The organism is Micromonospora sp. NPDC049559 (assembly GCF_040676675.1).
In the GTDB taxonomy this organism is placed as follows: Bacteria; Actinomycetota; Actinomycetes; order Mycobacteriales; family Micromonosporaceae; genus JBFAPK01.
On the sequence record NZ_JBFAPK010000031.1, the window covers coordinates 1 to 16,684 of the forward strand.

The following is a 16,684-nucleotide window of genomic DNA, read 5'->3' on the forward strand; positions in this document are numbered from 1 at the left end:
CGAACCCGGTAGCTAAGCCTTCCAGCGCCGATGGTACTGCACTCGGGAGGGTGTGGGAGAGTAGGACGCCGCCGGACATTCTTCTGGTTGGGGGTTACCTTCGGGTGACCCCCAACTTGCATTTCCGGCCCTTTTCGCCCGACTCAACGAGTGCGGGCCTGGCCGAGGTAGGCCTCGACCTGGACCGCCGCACGGTCGGTCGTGTAGATCGGCGACCCCGGCTGCTGGCGCCAGCTCCCGGCCAGGTCTCCCCCGTCAACCGCGTCGAACCCGAGCTGCTCGACCAGCTCGGAGACGAGCCTCTTCCCGTCCGGATCGTCGCTCGCCACCGGCAGGCCGATCCGGTCCGGGCTCCCCGACGGGCGGCCGCGCGTGCGCAGGTGGTCGGCGAAGATGGTGTTGAATGCCTTCACGATCCGGGTGCCCGGCAGGCGTTCCGCGACCCAGCGGCTGGAGGTGAGGCCGCCACGCATCAACTCGGGGATGTCGCCGTCCCGCTCCGGGTAGTAGTTCGTCACGTCGACGACCAACCGGTCCCGGAAGGCCGCCGCGGGCAAATCCAGCACCGCGCAGAGCGGTACCGCGAGGAAGACCAGGTCGCCCTCGCGGGCGGTACTCTCCACGCTCGCCGGGGTGGCTCCGGTCTCGGCACCGATCAGGGTCAGCGACGCGGGACCGCGGCTGTTCGCCACCATGACCTCGTGTCCGACCTCGCGGAGGCGGCGGATCAGCGCGCCGCCGACGTTCCCGGACCCGATGACGCCCACCCGCATGACGACCCCCTCCGCACCGAGCACCGGCGTCCAGGCGCGGCACCCGGACTCCAGCCTCCCGCCATCATCGTGCGGGTACGCCGGGCCGGGCGGGCGGTTTTGCCGGGATCCGGGCCGGCCGGGGTCTCCCCGGTACCGGCCCGGACGGCGCTCAGGCGCGATCGAAGGTGAAGACCTCGTGCTTGCCGCCACTGCACCTGGTCGAGATCAGCTGTACGCCCGGCGCGGTGCTGCCCTGGTAGACGCCGATGCAGTACGCGCTGCCCGGCACGGAGCGGATCCGGTACCCGGTCGCCGGGGAGCTGACCGGCTCGACCAGGTACTTCTGGTCCTCGCGGCCGCCGTCGCAGTCGTCCCCGGCGAGCAGCAGACCGTCGTACCGCCCGCCCGCGTCGATCGTCGCGCAGCCGAGGCCGTACTGGGGGTGGTGCAGCTGGATCCGGTAGACGTTGCCGCTGACCCGTTCGAGGCTGATCGGTGGAGCGGCCTCGGCGCACGGGTGCTGGCCGAGTACCTCGCGACCGGACGTCTTGTAGAGCTCCGGGCCCTCGCCCACACACATGCCCGTGTGGGCCAGGCGCAGCCGGTACCGGCCGCTGAACGCGGTGGCCGCGGCCGCCCGGTTGTCGGCCGCCTTGGCGGTCGGCGTGGGCTTGGCCCGCCCGGCGGCGGCGTTGCGGGCCGTCGGGGACGGGGCGGCCGACGGGGTCGCCGCGCCGGTGGGGTCCGGCGCCTCCGGGCCGGCCTCGCCCGGCGCCTCGTCGATCGACCCGCTCTCCGGATCCTGCGCGGTCGAGGGCACCTCGCCCCCGATGCCCCGGATCACCCGCGCGGTGACCGCCACGGCGATGAAGGCCATCACCACCACGAGCACGCCGGCGAGGACCCGCGAGGACCAGCCGGTGCGGTACATGATCGGTGGGATCAGCCACCGCAGCCCGGCGGGCTTGGGGACCTCGACGGCCGGGTCGTACCGGTGGACGCCGACCCACTGTTCCTTCTTCTGGCTCCGCGCGGTCGAGGCGAGCGAGCCCGCCTGGTAGTCCTTGGCGAGGCCCGCCTTCTCGGCACCGTCCACCCGCGCGTGCCGGGGTCGCCGCGCCTCGCGTCCGGACGCCCCCGGCTCCAGCGGGCCCGCTTCCGGCGCGCCCGTCGCCGATGGATCCACCGTCGCCGGCTCGCGTGCGCCGGCCGCCGAGGTTCCCGACGGCGACTCGGCCGACGGCGGCTCGGAATCGGGCGATGCCGGCTCGGGAGACTCGCCGACGGGACGGTCCGGTTGGCGCCAGCTCTCGTCGACGACCGCGATGCGGTCGGTGGCCGGTACCGCCTCGCCCCCGTCCGGCCGGTCGGGAGCCGGCGCGGACGCCGGTCCGGCCTCGTCGGGCGGCGCCACGAGCGGGCCCGGCGTCGCGTCGGCGGGGCCCCGCACTGCGGGTACGGGGGCCGGCGCCGCTCGGGCGGGACCGGGGGTCGTGTCGAGCGGAGACGGGTTCGGGGCCGCCGCACCCTGCTGGGCGGCCCGGGCGCCCGAGGCGCCGTCGACCTGGCTCGGCCCTACCGGGGCCGGGCCCAGCGGATCCACCGGCTCAGCGTCCGCCTGAGCCCGCGTCGCGCCAACCTCCGGCGTCGGCGTCGGGTCGACCGGCGTCGCCGGGTTGACCGGGACCGCCGAGGCAACCGGGACCACCGGGCTGACCGGGGCCGCCCGGTCCGCCGTGGCCGTGCCTCCGGCGGTGCCTGGCTCTCCGCTCCCGTTGGACGGGTCGACGGCGGCGGCGGCGATCCGCTTGCGCGCCGCCAGCCACTCCGCGACCACCGTGGCATCCCCGCCGCAGGCCTGTACGAACGTCCGCAGCAGGTCCTCCCGGGGCAGGGTGCTCCGGGACATCACCGCCGCGATGGTGCTGTGCGGCAACGTCCCGCCGGCCTTCTCCGCGCGCCGCTGTAGCTGGCGGTAGGTAAAGCCCGACCATTCCTTCAGCGCGCGCATCGCGGCGACGAACTGCGCCGCGGAATTCGCGTTATAGGGCCCCGGGGCCGCCCCGACCGGTACGGCCGGGCCCGGCTCGGCATCGTTCAGCCTGAGCAAGTCCGCCTCTTTCCGATTCACCGGGCGCCGGCACCACCCGCATGGTGCCGTTCCGGGGGTGGCCGCACCGAAAATGTCCTGCCTGGAATGTGCGTCAGAATTTCACCGGCCCCGAGGGCTGTAAAGGGCGGCAGAGTCGGAATTGTCCCGTTGGGCAGGAAAGCGGAGGCGTTCCGAACAAACTCGAACAGCTGGCCGGGGCGGGCGTGCGGCTGCGCTTCGTCGTACGGTCGCGTTCCTGCGTCGTGGTGTCGTTGCCGCAGCGCCGCCACGGCCCCGGCGCGCCGCGGGCGCCGGGCGGCCGAGCGCGGCGGGCGCCGGGCGGCACCGGCCGCCCCGGAGCAGGCCGAGACGTACCGGACTGGCACGGTGGTCGGCATGAGCGGCGACGAAGACACGATCACGTACGGGGGCGGATGGCTCGATCGGGCGGGCGGGCTGCGCGCCGATCCGGACTGGCTCGCCGGCCAGCTCTCCTCCCCACGGCTGCGGCTCGTGCCGGTCTGGCGCGACCAGTGCCTGGTGGTGGGCGAGCCGGCGAACCCGGTGGAGCTGACCGGCGACCCGGCCGCGGGCCTGCTCGCCGAGGTCGGCGTCGAGCCCGTCCTCCTCGGGCTGGACGGCGCGGTCCCGTACTTCGCCGTGGACCTGTCGGCGCTGCCCGACGAGCGGGCCCGGCGGCTGGCCGGCGCGGACGCCACGATGGACGTACGGGCCCTGGTCGGCCGGCTCACCCCGGCCGGCGCGGCGCTGCACGCGTACGCCCGAGGGATCCTGTACTGGCACCGCGGCCAGCGGTTCTGCGGCACCTGCGGGGCCGGTACGGTCAGCCGCGACGGTGGACACCAGCGCGCCTGCCCGGCGCCCAGCTGCGGGCGGCTGTTCTTCCCCCGGATCGAGCCGGCCGTGATCGTGCTGGTCGAGGCGCCCGGAACGCCGCACCGGTGCCTGCTGGCCCGGCATCGCGGCGCGCCCGAGGGTTCGTACTCGACGCTGGCGGGCTTCCTGGAGATCGGCGAGAGCCTGGAGGACGCGGTCCGGCGGGAGATGGCCGAGGAGGCGGGGGTACGGCTCTCCAGCGTGGAGTACCAGGCGTCGCAGCCCTGGCCGTTCCCGGCCGGGCTGATGGTCGGATTCCGGGCGGTCGCCGACTCCGACGAGATCCGGGTCGACGGCGACGAACTGGTGGAGGCGCGCTGGTTCACCCGGGATGAGCTGCTCGCCCGCGAGGCCGCCGGCCGCCGGCTCGCCCGGCCGGACTCGATCGGCCGGTACCTGATCCGCTCCTGGCTCGACCGCGCGGCCGTACGGGAGCTCGGCGCGAATGGCCACCCGGCGTCCACGCCTGACCGAACCGGTGGTCGCCGATAGGCCGGTCCGTCGTAACCGCCGCGTTACCCGGTCCGTACACCTGCCAGCTCTTGCACGGTCACCGGGGCCGCATATGCTCCAGCGCGTCTACCCCCTTATCGGAGGTCTTGGTTGATGCGCCGGTACAGACGCAGACGCTCGCTACAAGTGTTGGGCGTCCTCATTGGCAGCGGTGCGCTCGGTTTGACCAACGGAGCCGTCGCCCTCGCCGCGGAGGCCGCGGCCACACCTTTCATCAGTGAGATCCACTACGACAACGCCGGCACCGACAGCGGTGAGGCGATCGAGGTGGAGGCACCGGCCGGAACGGATCTGACCGGCTGGCAGATCACCCTTTACAACGGCAACAACGGCGCCGCGTACGGCACGCGCACGCTCGGCGGCGTGGTTCCGGCCGCGGGTGTGGTCGTGCAGACCTACCCGGTGGACGGGATCCAGAACGGCTCGCCGGACGGCGTCGCGCTCGTCGCGCCCGACGGCACCGTGGCCGAGTTCCTCACGTACGAGGGCACCTTCGCCGCGGTCGGCGGGGCGGCCAACGGTCGTACCGGCGTCGACATCGGCGTGGCGGAGACCGGCACCACCCCGGTCGGGTACTCGCTGCAGAAGGTCGACGGCAGCTGGCGGGAGGCCGCGCCGAACACCTTCGGCACCCGCAACGCGGGCGGCGGGGATCCCGGCCCCGACCCGGTGGGCTGCGACGTTCCGGTCGACCACACGATCGCCCAGGTGCAGGGCGCGGGCGACGCGACCCCGCTCGCCGGCACCCGGGTGACCGTCGAGGGCGTGGTGACCGCCGACGAGCGCACGGGCGGCTACAACGGCGTCTACGTGCAGACCGCCGGCAGCGGCGGCGACCGCCCCGTCACCGCGGGCACCCCGTCGGACGGCATCTTCGTCTACCTGACCGGCAACACCGCCCTGCACCCGTCGGTCGCCATCGGCGACCGGGTCCGGGTCAGCGGTACCGCCAGCGAGTTCAACGGGCTCACCCAGCTGACCATCGCCGCCCGCACCGACGTGCAGGTCTGCGAGCAGGGCGTGGCGCTGCCGGCGCCGACCCCGCTGGCGCTGCCGCTCGACCCGGCGGCCCGCGAGTCGGCCGAGTCGATGCTGGTCGCGCCGGTCGGCGCGTACACCGTCGCCGAGGTCTACAACACCAACCGGTACGGCGAGGTGGTGCTCGCCGCCGGCGATCACGTGGCGGCCAACCCGACCGACGTGGCGCGGCCCGGTACCGACGCCGCCCGCCAGGTCGCCGCCGCTAACAAGCTGGGCCGGATCCTGCTCGACGACAGCCGGACGACGAACCTCTCCACCGCCGGCGAGCTGCCGCCGTACCTGTCGAAGGCGAACCCGCTGCGGGTCGGCGACTCGGTCGAGACCTTCGGGCCGGCCGTGCTCTCGTACGGCTTCAACGAGTGGCGGCTCCAGCCGACCACGCCGGTCACCGCCGACACCCCGCCGGCCGGCCGGACCACCTTCAAGGCCACCAACCCCCGTACCGCCGCCCCGGTCAACGTCGGCGGCGACGTGCGGGTGGCCAGCTTCAACGTGCTGAACTACTTCGTCCACTTCGGCGGCGACGCCCGGGGCGCGGACGACGAGGCCGGGCTGGCCAAGCAGGAGGCGAAGATCGTCGCCGCGATCACCTCGCTCGGCGCGGACGTGGTCGCGCTTGAGGAGATCGAGAACTCGGTCCGTTTCAACCCCAGCGATCCGCAGCAGGCGCTCAAGCGCCTGGTCGCCGCGCTGAACACGGTCGACGGCGCGGGCACCTGGGACTACGTCCGCTCGCCGGCGGAGCTGCCGGCCGCGACGCAGCAGGACTTCATCACCACCGCGATCATCTTCAAGCCGGCGAAGGTACAGCCCAAGGGCGCGTCGCGGTCGATCAACGACGAGACGGTCTGGTCGAACGCGCGCGAGCCGATCGCGCAGACCTTCACGGCCGGCGCCGCCACCTTCACGGTGGTCGCCAACCACCTGAAGTCCAAGAGCGCCTCCACCCCGCCCTCGACCGGCGACAACGCCGACGTCGGGGACGGTCAGGGGCCGTTCAACGGCGACCGGGTCCGGCAGGCCCGCTCGCTGGCCGCCTTCGTCGACCGGCTCAAGGCCGACAGCGGCAGCGAGGACGTCCTGCTCCTCGGCGACTTCAACGCGTACACCCAGGAGGACCCGATGCAGGTCCTCTACGACAAGCAGTACGCCGACCTGAACACGCGGTTCTCCACCGGCAAGCACTCGTACGTCTTCGGTGGCGAGTCCGGCTCCCTGGACCACGCGCTCGCCTCGCCCTCGCTGGCGTCGCGGGTGACCGGGGTGGACATCTGGCAGATCAACGCGGTCGAGTCATTCGCCTTCCAGTACGACGGGCTGCCGGCCTTCTACGACCCGAACCCGTACCGGGCCAGTGACCACAACCCGATCGTGGTGGGGATCAGCACCGCCGCGCCGGGCCCGGTCGACCTGCAGCTGCTCAGCGTGAACGACTTCCACGGGCGGCTGGAGTCGCCGGGCAACACCGCCGACGGCAAGCCGATCGGCGGTGCCGCGCAGCTCGCCGGGCTGGTGAACCAGCTGCGGGCGCAGAACCCGAACACGGCGTTCGTCTCGGCCGGCGACAACATCGGCGCGTCGACGTTCGTCTCGGCCATCGACGGGGACAACCCGACGCTGGACGCGCTGAACCAGGCCGGGCTGGCCGTCTCCGCCGTGGGTAACCACGAGTTCGACAAGGGCTTCGCCGACCTGACCGGGCGCGTCGCGGACCGGGCCGAGTTCCCGTACCTCGGCGCGAACGTGTACCGGGGCGACGAGCGGGCGCTGCCGGCGTACTCGGTCAGCACCCTCGGCGGGGTGCGGGTCGGGTTCGTCGGCGTGGTGACCGAGCAGACCGCGTCGCTGGTCAGCCCGGACGGCATCGCCGGCCTCACCTTCCGCGACCCGGTGGCCGAAGCCAACGCGGTCGCCGCGCAGCTCAAGGACGGCAACCCGGACAACGGCGAGGCGGACGTGGTGGTTCTGCTCGCCCACGAGGGCGCCGCGACCGAGAACATCGACTCGCCGGAGGCGCTGGCGAACGACCCGGTCTTCGGGAAGTTCACCCGGGCCGACGCGCGGATCGACGCGATCATCAGCGGCCACACCCACCAGCCGTACGCGTTCGAGGTCCCGGTGCCGGGCACCGACCGGACCCGTCCGGTGCTGCAGGCGGAGGACTACGGCAAGCGGCTGGGCAAGGTGACGCTCACCTTCGACCGGGCCACCCGTACCGTGACTGCCGCCGACGTGGCGCTGGTCGACGTGGTCGGGGCGCCGCCGGACCCGGCGGTCGCCGACATCGTCGCGGCGGCCAAGGAGAAGGCCGCGGAGCTGGGCAAGCAGAAGCTCGGCACGATCACCGCCGACATCAAGCGCGGCTACACGAACGGCCAGGAGGACCGGGGCATCGAGTCGGTGATGGGCAATTTCATCGCCGACGTGCAGCTCGCCGGTACGAAGGACGCCGGGCGGGGCGGGGCGCAGCTGGCCCTGATGAACCCGGGCGGTCTGCGGGCGGACCTGCTCTACCGCACCGACGGTACGGTCACCTACGCCGACGCGTTCGCGGTACAGCCGTTCGCGAACGACGTGGTCACCAAGAGCTACACCGGTGCCCAGATCAAGCAGGTGCTGGAGGAGCAGTGGCAGCCGGCCGGCGCCTCGCGGCCGGTGCTCTGGCTCGGCGTCTCGAAGGGGTTCACCTACACCTACGACCCGGCCGAGCCGAAGGGCTCCCGCATCACGTCGATGAAGCTGAACGGCGTGGCGCTGGACCCGGCGGCCAGCTACCGGGTGACGGTGAACTCGTTCCTGGCGGCCGGTGGCGACAACTTCACCACCCTCGGCCAGGGCAGCAACGTGGTGACGACGGGGAACAACGACCTCACCATGCTGGTCGACTACTTCGCCGCGAACTCGCCGGTGACGGCCGACCCGCAGCCGCGGTCGGCGGTCGGGCACCCCGGCCCGCAGTGCAGCACCACGATCACCGGCAGCTACAACCGGCCGCTGGTGGTCAGCGCGGGCCTGACCTGCCTGGAGAACGCCAAGATCGCCGGCCCGGTGACGGTGCTGCCGGGGGCGTCGCTGATCGGTACCGGCGGAAGCATCGCCGGTCCGGTGACGGCCACCCGCCCGGTGCTCTTCACCCTCTCCGGCACCGCGGTCTCGGGTCCGGTGACGGTGGCCGGCGCCACCGGCCAGGTGCTCGTGGAGAAGGGCCGGGTCAGCGGCCCGGTGACGATCACCAACAGCGGCGGCGGCGTACGGGTCGACGGTGTCACCGTCTCCGGGCCGGTGTCGCTCGCGGCGAACTCCGGTACCCAGGCGGTGGTGGTGGCGGGGAACACGATCAGCGGCCCGCTCGCCTGCGCGCAGAACACCCCCGCGCCGGTGAACGACAACCGGCCGAACACGGTTCGGGGTCCGGCGAGCGGGCAGTGCGCCCGCCTCTGATCGGTACCTGACCCGACGTAACGGCAACCCGGGCGGTGGACACGGCGAACGTGTCCACCGCCCGGTGCCGTACGGGCAGCCATCGGCCGAGCCACCCGCCGCACCTCCCGTCGTCGTTGCCAAACCGTTACAAACGAGTCTCCGGCCGCCGCTGGTGGTCCCTTTACTGTGATTTGCCACCCCTTTGTCGCCGGCCCGAGGGCGGACCTTCGGGGCATCTCGTCGATCCCGGGTGACGTGCCGCGGTCGTACCCGGTGGATTGGGTTACCCGCCGGTAGCGTCAGGGGTTGTGAGCCAGGTCGCTTCGCGAGAGCATCGGGCGCACCCCGGCTACCGATGAGTAGCAACGGGTGTCACCAGCCCCGCCCGCGCCGCCTCCCCCCGGGTGTGCCCGCGCCGGCGGCCTCAGCGAGGAGGACCCGTGGATCCAGAAGAGAGCCAGGTGCAGGGACGTGTCAGATGGCGGCGCTTCGCCGCGCTGATGATCCCGGCCACCGCCGTCGCCGGCGCCATCGTCTTCGGCATGTCCAACGGCGCGATCGCCGCCTCGTTCGCCGTCTCCGGCCAGACGTTCAAGGTCTCCGCCAGCCGGCTGGAGGGCGACGGCTTCGCCCAGTACGGCGGCCTGGCGACGGAGAAGGGCGGCAACCCGAAGAACCCGGCCGACCCGAAGAACCACCCCGTCGCGGTCTCCGCGATCGCCAGCGCCGACCTCTACGACCTCTGCCAGTCCGTGAAGGTGCCGAAGCTGCCGGTGGTGCTGACCATCAAGGCGGGCGGTGGCGGCAAGCCGGCCACCGCAACCGACCTGCTGATCGACATGGACTCGCTGCGCGGCGACGCGACCTTCACCGATATCAAGATCGGCCGGGACGCCAGCGACCTGGACCCGAGCGCCGAGGCCGGCTCGTTCGGCCAGAGCGCGAGGCACGTCACCATCCTTGACCTCAAGCAGGTCGCCCGCTCCACCAGCGCCGGCACCTTCGTCCTCAACGGGCTCGACCTGAAGGTCAACGTGGGGGCCGACGCCAAGGAGTGCTTCGTCGACCCCCCGAGCACCAACTCCTAGGCGGGACACGGTCCAGCCCGCGCACCCGGCCCGCGGCGGGCGCCCGCCGCGGCCGGCGTCCCACCACTGGCGACCCCTTCCGTCCCGTCGGCACGGACCGCGATCGACGGGACCGCTCCAGGAGGAGTACGTGACGACTGCAAGCCCACAGCACGCCCGTCCCGGCGCGCTGGCCGCGGGCCGGCTGGCCTTCCGCCGCTGGCGGCGGTCCCGGCCCTTCTGGGGCGGGCTCTTCACCGCGCTCGGTGGCCTGGAGATCTTCGGTACCACCCAGATGAGCCTCGGCGGCCTGACCTTCCAGATGGGACCGACCGGCTTCCTCTCCTGGCTGATCCCGACGATCCTCGTCGCCTGCGGCATGCTGATGTGGTTCACCCCGCAACAGCGGATGTTCTACGCGATCGTCGGCGCGATGACCGCGGTGTTCTCGCTGATCGCGGTCAACCTGGGCGGCTTCTTCCTCGGGCTGCTGCTCGGCATGCTCGGCGGGGGCCTCGGGTTCGCCTGGGTACCGGCGCGGACCCCCACGCCGCCGGCCGGGAGCGAGGAGCCCGAACCCGTGACCGCGACGGAGTGGCCCGGGCCGGATCCCGCGCCCGCGACCCGACCGCCGGAGCCGGTCGCCGGGGAGCGGCGGCCCGAGCCGGATCCCGGGACCGCGACAGAGCGGCCCGAGCCGGCCGCGCCGGTCGGGGGCACCGAACCGGCGGGGCCCGATCCCCGACTGCTCGGGGTGATCCTGCTGGTGTCCGGCCTGGCGATCGCCGGCCTGGTGACGCTCGACCGGGCGGCCCCGGCGCAGGCGGCGCCCTGCCCGCCGGCCGTGGGGGCGTCGCCCCCGGCGAGCCGGCCCGTACCCGGCGGCACGACCGCCAGCCCGAGCGCCTCGCCGAGCGCCACGCCCGGCGGCCGCAGCGGGGACGGCGGCGGCCTGCTCGGGGACATCGTCGACGGCATCGGCGACGGGCTGCACCGGCTGCTCGGCGGCGGGAACGAGCCGCAGGCGCCGGCGCCCACGGCGACCCCGCCGGCGGTACGCCCGGCCGGCAGCCCGACGCCGGCCCCGTCCGTGCCGTCGGGCCGACCGATCCCGAGGACGGGCGCCTGCGCGCCGGGCGCGGCGAGCCCGACGCCGAGCGGGTCCGCGACGGCGGTACCGCTCATCGACCCGCCGGCCGACCAGCCGTACGTGAACAAGGTCCCGTCGCTGATGACCGGTACCAAGGTCACCATGTACGGGCTGCGGCTGAATGGGATCGTCGAGCTGCCGAAGAAGGGCGGCGGTACGGTACGGGCGCTGGACTTCGGGATGACCCGGGCCGTCACCGACAACTTCGCGCTCAAGGTGCCCGGCCCGGCCGACAGGTCACAGCTGCTGCGCAGCAGCGCGCTCTCGGTCGAGGGCGACGTCCACTTCTACACGAGCCGCTTCTCCGGCAAGTTCCTCGGCGTCGCGCCGCTCACGCTCACCCCGGACCAGCCGATCCCGCCGGACGGCATTCCGCTGACGGTGCCGGTCCCGGTGGTCTTCACCGACCCGGAGATCGACCTGGTCTTCGTCAACTGCCACACCCTGACGGCGCCCGACCTGGTGCACACCCTGGTGTGAGCCACCTGGCACACACCCTGGTCTGAGCCGCCTGGTGTGCGCCCGGGCCGTGCCCGGAGCCGCGAAAAAGCAGGGGCCGGACCGCCCGCCACGGCGACCGCCGTGCGCGGGTGATCCGGCCCCCGACCGGCGAGCCTTCTCAAACACCCCTTCAAAGCCGCGCGAGCGCCGCCTTCAGCGGGTCGAGCCCGAGCGAGCCTAGGTTCAGCGCGGCCCGGTGGAACTCCTTGAGGTCGAAGTCGGCGCCCTTGCGCGCCTTCGCGTCGTCGCGGGCCTGCAACCAGATCCGCTCACCGACCTTGTAGGACGGCGCCTGGCCCGGCCAGCCGAGGTAGCGGTTCAGCTCGAACCGCAGGTTCTCGTCCGGTACCCGGCAGTGCGCCCGCATGAACTCCCAGCCCAGCTCCGGGGTCCACCGCTCGCCCGGGTGGAAGCCGAACGGGTTGTCGCGGGGGATCTCCAGCTCCAGGTGCATACCGATGTCGACGATGACCCGCGCCGCCCGCAGCGCCTGGCCGTCGAGCATGCCGAGCTTCTCGCCCGGGTCCTCCAGGTAGCCGAGGTCGTCCATGAGCCGCTCCGAGTAGAGCGCCCAACCCTCGCCGTGCCCGGAGCACCAGCAGAGCAGCCGCTGCCAGCGGTTGAGCAGCTCGGCGCGGACGGCGGTCTGGCCGACCTGGAGGTGGTGGCCCGGTACGCCCTCGTGGTAGACCGTGGTCACCTCGCGCCAGGTGGAGAAGTCCGTGATGCCCTGCGGTACCGCCCACCACATCCGGCCGGGGCGGGAGAAGTCCTCGCTCGGGCCGGTGTAGTAGATCGCGCCGTCGCTGGTCGGTGCGAGGCAGCACTCGATCCGGCGTACCTGCTCGGGAATGTCGAAGTGGGTGCCGTGCAGCTCGGCGATGGCCTTGTCGGCGAGCGCCTGCATCCAGTCCCGGAACGCCTCCTTGCCCTGGATCCTCCGCGCCGGGTCGGCGTCGAGCGCCGCCACCGCCTCGTCCACGGTGGCGCCCGGCCGGACGATCCGCCCGGCCACCGCGCGCATCTCGCTCTCCAGCCGGGCGAGCTCCTCGAACCCCCAGGCGTACGTCTCGTCGAGGTCGACCCGGGCGCCGAGGAAGTACTGCGAGGCGAGCTGGTACCGCTCGCGACCGACGGCCTGCTTCTCCCGGCCCCGGGGCGCCAACTCGTCGCGGAGGAACTGGCCGAACTGGGCGGTGGCGGCGGTGGCCGCGGCGGCACCGCGACGCAGGTCGGCTTCGAGCGCGCCGCTCGCGGAGAGCCGGTCCACCAGCCCGTGGAAGAAGTTGTCCGCGTCCGGGTCGGTCCAGATGTCGCACTGCTTGGCGACCTCGACCAGCTGGGCCCGGGAGCTCACGTGCCCGTCGTCGGCGGCCGTACGCAGCGTGGTCTTGTAGTCCTCCAGCGCCGACGCGAACCCGTTGAGCCGGGCCGCGATGTTGCTCACGGCCTGCTCGCCCTGGACCGGCATCAGGTCGAAGACCTGGCGGATGTCGTGCAGCCCGCTGGCGATGACGTTGACCTCGCTGCTGGTCTCCCCGGCGTCGTACCGGGCCAGCTCCAGCCCGAGCCGTTCCTGCATCGCCTCCTTGGCGACCCGTTCCGACTCGTTCTCCGGCTCGATCGTGCCCAGCTCCGCCAGGGTACGGCGGGTCAGCTCCGCCTGGGCCTCGTAGCCGGCCGGCGAGAGGTCGTTGAGCTGGTCGTCGTAGCCGCCAATACCAACATAGGTCGCGCCGACGGGGTTGAGCGGCGCCCAGTCGGCGACGTAGCGGTTCGCGAGGTCATCGATTCGTCCCACGGCACGACGATACGTGACGCGCGCGGATCGACGCCGACCTGCCACGATGGTGCCGGCAGCTCACGTGACCGACGCCCGACCGGTACGCCGTCCGACGGCCGGTGGCCGGGAAAATGGCAGCGTTCCGGTCGTACCCGTAGGGCAGAGTGTCAGGGGTGAACACCCTATCCACTCCTGACAACCCCGAGTCGGTGAAGCGCTGGCTGCCAGGCTTCTTCGCGCTCGCCCTCATCTGGGGTGCGAGTTTCCTCTTCATCAAGATCGGCGTACGCGAGCTGCACCCGTTCTACGTGACGCTGGGCCGGGTCGCCGCGGGGGCGATCACCCTGCTGATCGCGCTCGCCGTGCTCCGCCAGCGGCTGCCCCGCGACCCGCGGCTGTGGCTGCACATGATCGTGGTGGCCGGGATCGGCACGGTCATCCCGTTCACCCTCTTCGGCTACGGCGAGCAGCGGGTCTCGTCCATGCTCGCCGGGATCTGGAACGCCACCACGCCGCTGATGGTGCTGCCGCTGTCGGTGCTGGCCTTCCGTACCGAGCGGATGACCGGGCGCAAGGCGGCCGGGTTCGGGCTGGGTTTCCTCGGGGTGCTCGTGGTGCTGGGCGTCTGGCGGGGCGTGGGTGGGGTCGAGCTGACCGGGCAGCTCATGTGTCTCGGCGCGGCGTTCTGTTACGGGTTGGTGATCCCGTACCAGAAGCGGTTCGTCGCGGGGCGGCCCGAGTCGGGACTGGCGCTCTCCGCCGCGCAGCTCGTCGTCGGTACCGCGCAGCTCGCGATCGTGGCGCCGCTGGTCGCCGGCGCGCCGCCCGCACCGACCCGGCTCTCGCTCGACGTGATCGCGAGCGTGCTCGCCCTCGGGGCGCTCGGCACCGGCATCGCATTTGTGATCAACATGCGGAACATCCGAATCGCCGGGGCGAGCACCGCCTCCATGGTCACCTACCTCGTCCCGGTCTTCGCGGTGGTCTTCGGCGCCCTCGCGCTGGACGAGCGGCTCGCCTGGTACCAGCCGGTCGGTGCGGTGATCGTGCTGGCCGGCGTCGCCGTCTCGCAGGGCCTCGTACCCGCCCGCCGCCGGCCGGACCGGGCCGCGCCGGAACCGGACCCCGCCGCGCCGCCGACGGAACCGGCCGCGCCGGAGCCGGACACGGACCGGCCCGCGAATGGACGGGGCGCCGGCCAGGTCACGGCCGCGGCGGCGACGGTACGGGCCCCGCGCGCCGCCACCCGCCGCTGACGGCCGTACGCCCGCGCCCGGTGGCACCACGGGTGGCGGCTCCCGGTGCACGGTGGTGTCAGTGCGCGGCGGTGTCAGTGCGCGGCGGCCCACTTCACCAGGCGGTCGGCCGACCAGGTGTTGACCACCCGGTCGGCCGGTACGCCGCAGAGCGCCGCCCGCTCGCACCCGAAGCGCTGCCAGTCGAGCTGGCCCGGCGCGTGCGCGTCGGTGTCGATCGCGAAGTGGCAGCCCGCCTCCAGGGCGAGCCGGATCAGCCGCTTCGGCGGGTCCTGCCGCTCCGGCCGTGAGTTGATCTCGACGGCCTTGCCGTACTCGGCGCAGGCGGCGAAGACGGCGTCCGCGTCGAAGTCGCTCGGCGGGCGGGTACGACCGCGGTGCCCCCGGTCGCCCGGACCGGTGACCCCGGCCGGCCGGCTGGCGACCATCCGCCCCGTGCAGTGGCCCAGGATGTCCAGGTGCGGGTTGGCGACCGCGGCCAGCATCCGTCGGGTCATCCGGGCCTTCTCGTCGTTCAGCCCGCTGTGCACCGAACCGACCACCACGTCGAGCCGGGCCAGCAGCTCGTCGGACTGGTCCAGCGACCCGTCGGCGAGGATGTCCACCTCGATGCCGGTGAGGATGCGGAAGCCCGACGGCAGCGCCGCGTTGACCGCCGCGACGTGGTCGAGCTGCCGGCGCAGCCGGTCGGCGGTCAGGCCCCGGGCCACCTTCAGCCGCGGCGAGTGGTCGGTCAGCACCACGTACTCGTGCCCCAGCTCGACCGCCGCCAGCGCCATCTCCTCGATCGGCGAACCCCCGTCGGACCAGTCCGAGTGGGTGTGGCAGTCGCCCCGCAGCGCGGTACGCAGCGCCGCGGCGGCCTCGTCCAGGTCGGTGCCCTCCGTGGCGAGCAGCCGCCGCAGGTAGACCGGCTCCTCGCCGCGCAACGACTCGACCACCGACCGGGCGGTCACCTCGCCGACGCCCGAGAGTTCGGTCAACGTACCGGCCTCGGCGCGGGCGGTCAGTTCGCCGGCGGGCAGCGCGGCGAGCGTCTTCGCGGCGGTGCGGAAGGCGCGTACCCGGTAGGTGGCCTCGTTCGCCCGCTCCAGCAGGAAGGCGATCCGCCGCAGGTCGGCGACGGCGTCCCGGGGGCTCATCCCGTCACCGTATCCGGAGCCGGGACGCCCCGCGCGACTCACGGCGCCTTCGGGCAGCCCTTGTCGTGCTGCCAGGCGGTCACCTTCGCCGCCGGCGACCGGTTCACGTGCTTGCGCCACGCGTCGAGGAACTCCGCCGGCCAGACCACGCCCCGCCGGATCCACCAGTCGGCCGTGCGCTGGCACGGCGGCGAGATGCCGAAGTGCAGGTGGCAGACGTTGTTCGCGTTGCCGGTACGCCCGACCGAGCCGATCCGCTGACCCGCGCGTACCCGTACGCCCGCCTCGATCCCGGCCGTCACCTCGACCAGGTGCGAACCGTAGTAGCGGACCCCGTCGTCGCCGAGCAGCGACACCGACTTGCCGCCGTTGAGTGGCCCCTTCGGCCCGTTCTCGTCGAATTCGTCGACCCGGCTCACCTCCAGGACCCGGCCGTTGGTGACGGCCACGACGGGCGAGCCGCAGTTGGCGAAGATGTCCGTGGCCGGGTACGCCGAGTGGGTCTTGTGGTACGAGACGTTGCCGGTCTGGACCGGGAAGACGTACGGTCCGGCGGTGGCCGACGGCGACGGCGTCTGGCGGACGGCCGGCGGCGGCGTGGCCGGGGAGGCGCTGACCACGGGCGTACCGGTGGCCGGTGGCGGGGTGCCGCTTCCGCCGACGAACGACGGCGCGGCCGGCTCGGCGTCGGTACCGCAGCCCGCGAGCAGTGCCGACGCCAGCAGTACGACCACCGGGATTCCGATGGTGTGACGGCTCCGTGCCGGACGCCGTCTCTCCTCCGGTGACATCCGGCCATCCTGGCAGATCATGGGCGTTCCCGCCCGCCGGATGTGCGTCGCCGCGCGGGGCGTGACGTCCCGGCGCGCCCGGATTCCGGCCGGGCACGTGACCCCCGAGGACTTCAGCGCCGGCGCGGCCGACCGCGTCGGCCCGCCCGTGCCGGCGGGTACGCTGCGGCGAGGGGTCGAGCCCGAACCGCGAAGGAGCGAGCCCGATGACGCAGCAGCCGGCCGCCGGCCCGCCACCCGGTACGTCACCCGACGCGCCGGGGCGCGATACGC

10 protein-coding genes are annotated in these 16,684 nt (G+C 73.3%); 5 read left to right on the forward strand and 5 right to left on the reverse strand.

The window, feature by feature from the left end:
• Nucleotides 1-143: 143 nt before the first annotated feature.
• Together AB0J86_RS27640 and AB0J86_RS27645 are read right to left on the reverse strand one after the other, a co-directional pair.
• Complete coding sequence (locus AB0J86_RS27640) at nucleotides 144-773, reverse strand: NADPH-dependent F420 reductase (RefSeq protein WP_363860537.1); 630 nt, start codon at nucleotides 771-773, stop codon at nucleotides 144-146.
• 151 nt (nucleotides 774-924) lie between these two features.
• Nucleotides 925-2,865, reverse strand: coding sequence for a hypothetical protein (locus AB0J86_RS27645; protein ID WP_363860538.1), 1,941 nt, complete (start codon nucleotides 2,863-2,865; stop codon nucleotides 925-927).
• Between the two features lie 378 nt (nucleotides 2,866-3,243).
• On the opposite strand from AB0J86_RS27645, the gene nudC reads away from it, so the two are divergent.
• From nudC to AB0J86_RS27665, 4 genes are all read left to right on the forward strand, one after another.
• Nucleotides 3,244-4,236, forward strand: a complete 993-nt coding sequence (gene nudC, locus AB0J86_RS27650) for an NAD(+) diphosphatase (RefSeq protein ID WP_363860539.1) — start codon at nucleotides 3,244-3,246, stop codon at nucleotides 4,234-4,236.
• Nucleotides 4,237-4,419: 183 nt separating this feature from the next.
• Entirely contained in the window at nucleotides 4,420-8,739 is a 4,320-nt protein-coding gene (locus AB0J86_RS27655; protein WP_363860540.1) for an ExeM/NucH family extracellular endonuclease, read from the forward strand.
• 482 nt (nucleotides 8,740-9,221) lie between these two features.
• Nucleotides 9,222-9,809 carry a DUF6230 family protein gene (locus tag AB0J86_RS27660; RefSeq protein ID WP_363860641.1) on the forward strand — a complete coding sequence of 196 codons (588 nt, stop codon included), beginning with the start codon at nucleotides 9,222-9,224 and terminating at the stop codon, nucleotides 9,807-9,809.
• Between the two features lie 130 nt (nucleotides 9,810-9,939).
• Nucleotides 9,940-11,418 carry a DUF6114 domain-containing protein gene (locus tag AB0J86_RS27665; RefSeq protein ID WP_363860541.1) on the forward strand — a complete coding sequence of 493 codons (1,479 nt, stop codon included), beginning with the start codon at nucleotides 9,940-9,942 and terminating at the stop codon, nucleotides 11,416-11,418.
• A 151-nt stretch (nucleotides 11,419-11,569) separates the two neighbouring features.
• Here the strand turns inward: AB0J86_RS27665 and AB0J86_RS27670 are convergent, their stop codons facing one another.
• A complete protein-coding gene (locus AB0J86_RS27670) occupies nucleotides 11,570-13,240 on the reverse strand; it encodes a DUF885 domain-containing protein (protein ID WP_363860542.1) in 1,671 nt (556 codons plus the stop codon).
• A gap of 155 nt (nucleotides 13,241-13,395) precedes the next feature.
• On the opposite strand from AB0J86_RS27670, the gene AB0J86_RS27675 reads away from it, so the two are divergent.
• Complete coding sequence (locus AB0J86_RS27675; RefSeq protein ID WP_363860544.1) at nucleotides 13,396-14,478, forward strand: DMT family transporter; 1,083 nt, start codon at nucleotides 13,396-13,398, stop codon at nucleotides 14,476-14,478.
• A 74-nt stretch (nucleotides 14,479-14,552) separates the two neighbouring features.
• Here the strand turns inward: AB0J86_RS27675 and AB0J86_RS27680 are convergent, their stop codons facing one another.
• Together AB0J86_RS27680 and AB0J86_RS27685 are read right to left on the reverse strand one after the other, a co-directional pair.
• Nucleotides 14,553-15,620 (reverse strand): PHP domain-containing protein, encoded by a 1,068-nt coding sequence (locus AB0J86_RS27680; RefSeq protein ID WP_363860545.1) that lies wholly within the window; start codon nucleotides 15,618-15,620, stop codon nucleotides 14,553-14,555.
• A 38-nt stretch (nucleotides 15,621-15,658) separates the two neighbouring features.
• Nucleotides 15,659-16,411 carry a peptidoglycan DD-metalloendopeptidase family protein gene (locus AB0J86_RS27685; protein WP_363860546.1) on the reverse strand — a complete coding sequence of 251 codons (753 nt, stop codon included), beginning with the start codon at nucleotides 16,409-16,411 and terminating at the stop codon, nucleotides 15,659-15,661.
• Between the last annotated feature and the right edge of the window lie 273 nt (nucleotides 16,412-16,684).

Bases quoted from the DNA above. Each gene is read 5' to 3' on its own strand.
- AB0J86_RS27640 (WP_363860537.1), bottom strand. From the start codon at position 773: ATGCGGGTGGGCGTCATCGGGTCCGGGAACGTCGGCGGCGCGCTGATC.
- nudC (WP_363860539.1), top strand. From the start codon at position 3,244: ATGAGCGGCGACGAAGACACGATCACGTACGGGGGCGGATGGCTCGAT.
- AB0J86_RS27660 (WP_363860641.1), top strand. From the start codon at position 9,222: ATGATCCCGGCCACCGCCGTCGCCGGCGCCATCGTCTTCGGCATGTCC.
- AB0J86_RS27680 (WP_363860545.1), bottom strand. From the start codon at position 15,620: ATGAGCCCCCGGGACGCCGTCGCCGACCTGCGGCGGATCGCCTTCCTG.
- AB0J86_RS27685 (WP_363860546.1), bottom strand. From the start codon at position 16,411: ATGTCACCGGAGGAGAGACGGCGTCCGGCACGGAGCCGTCACACCATC.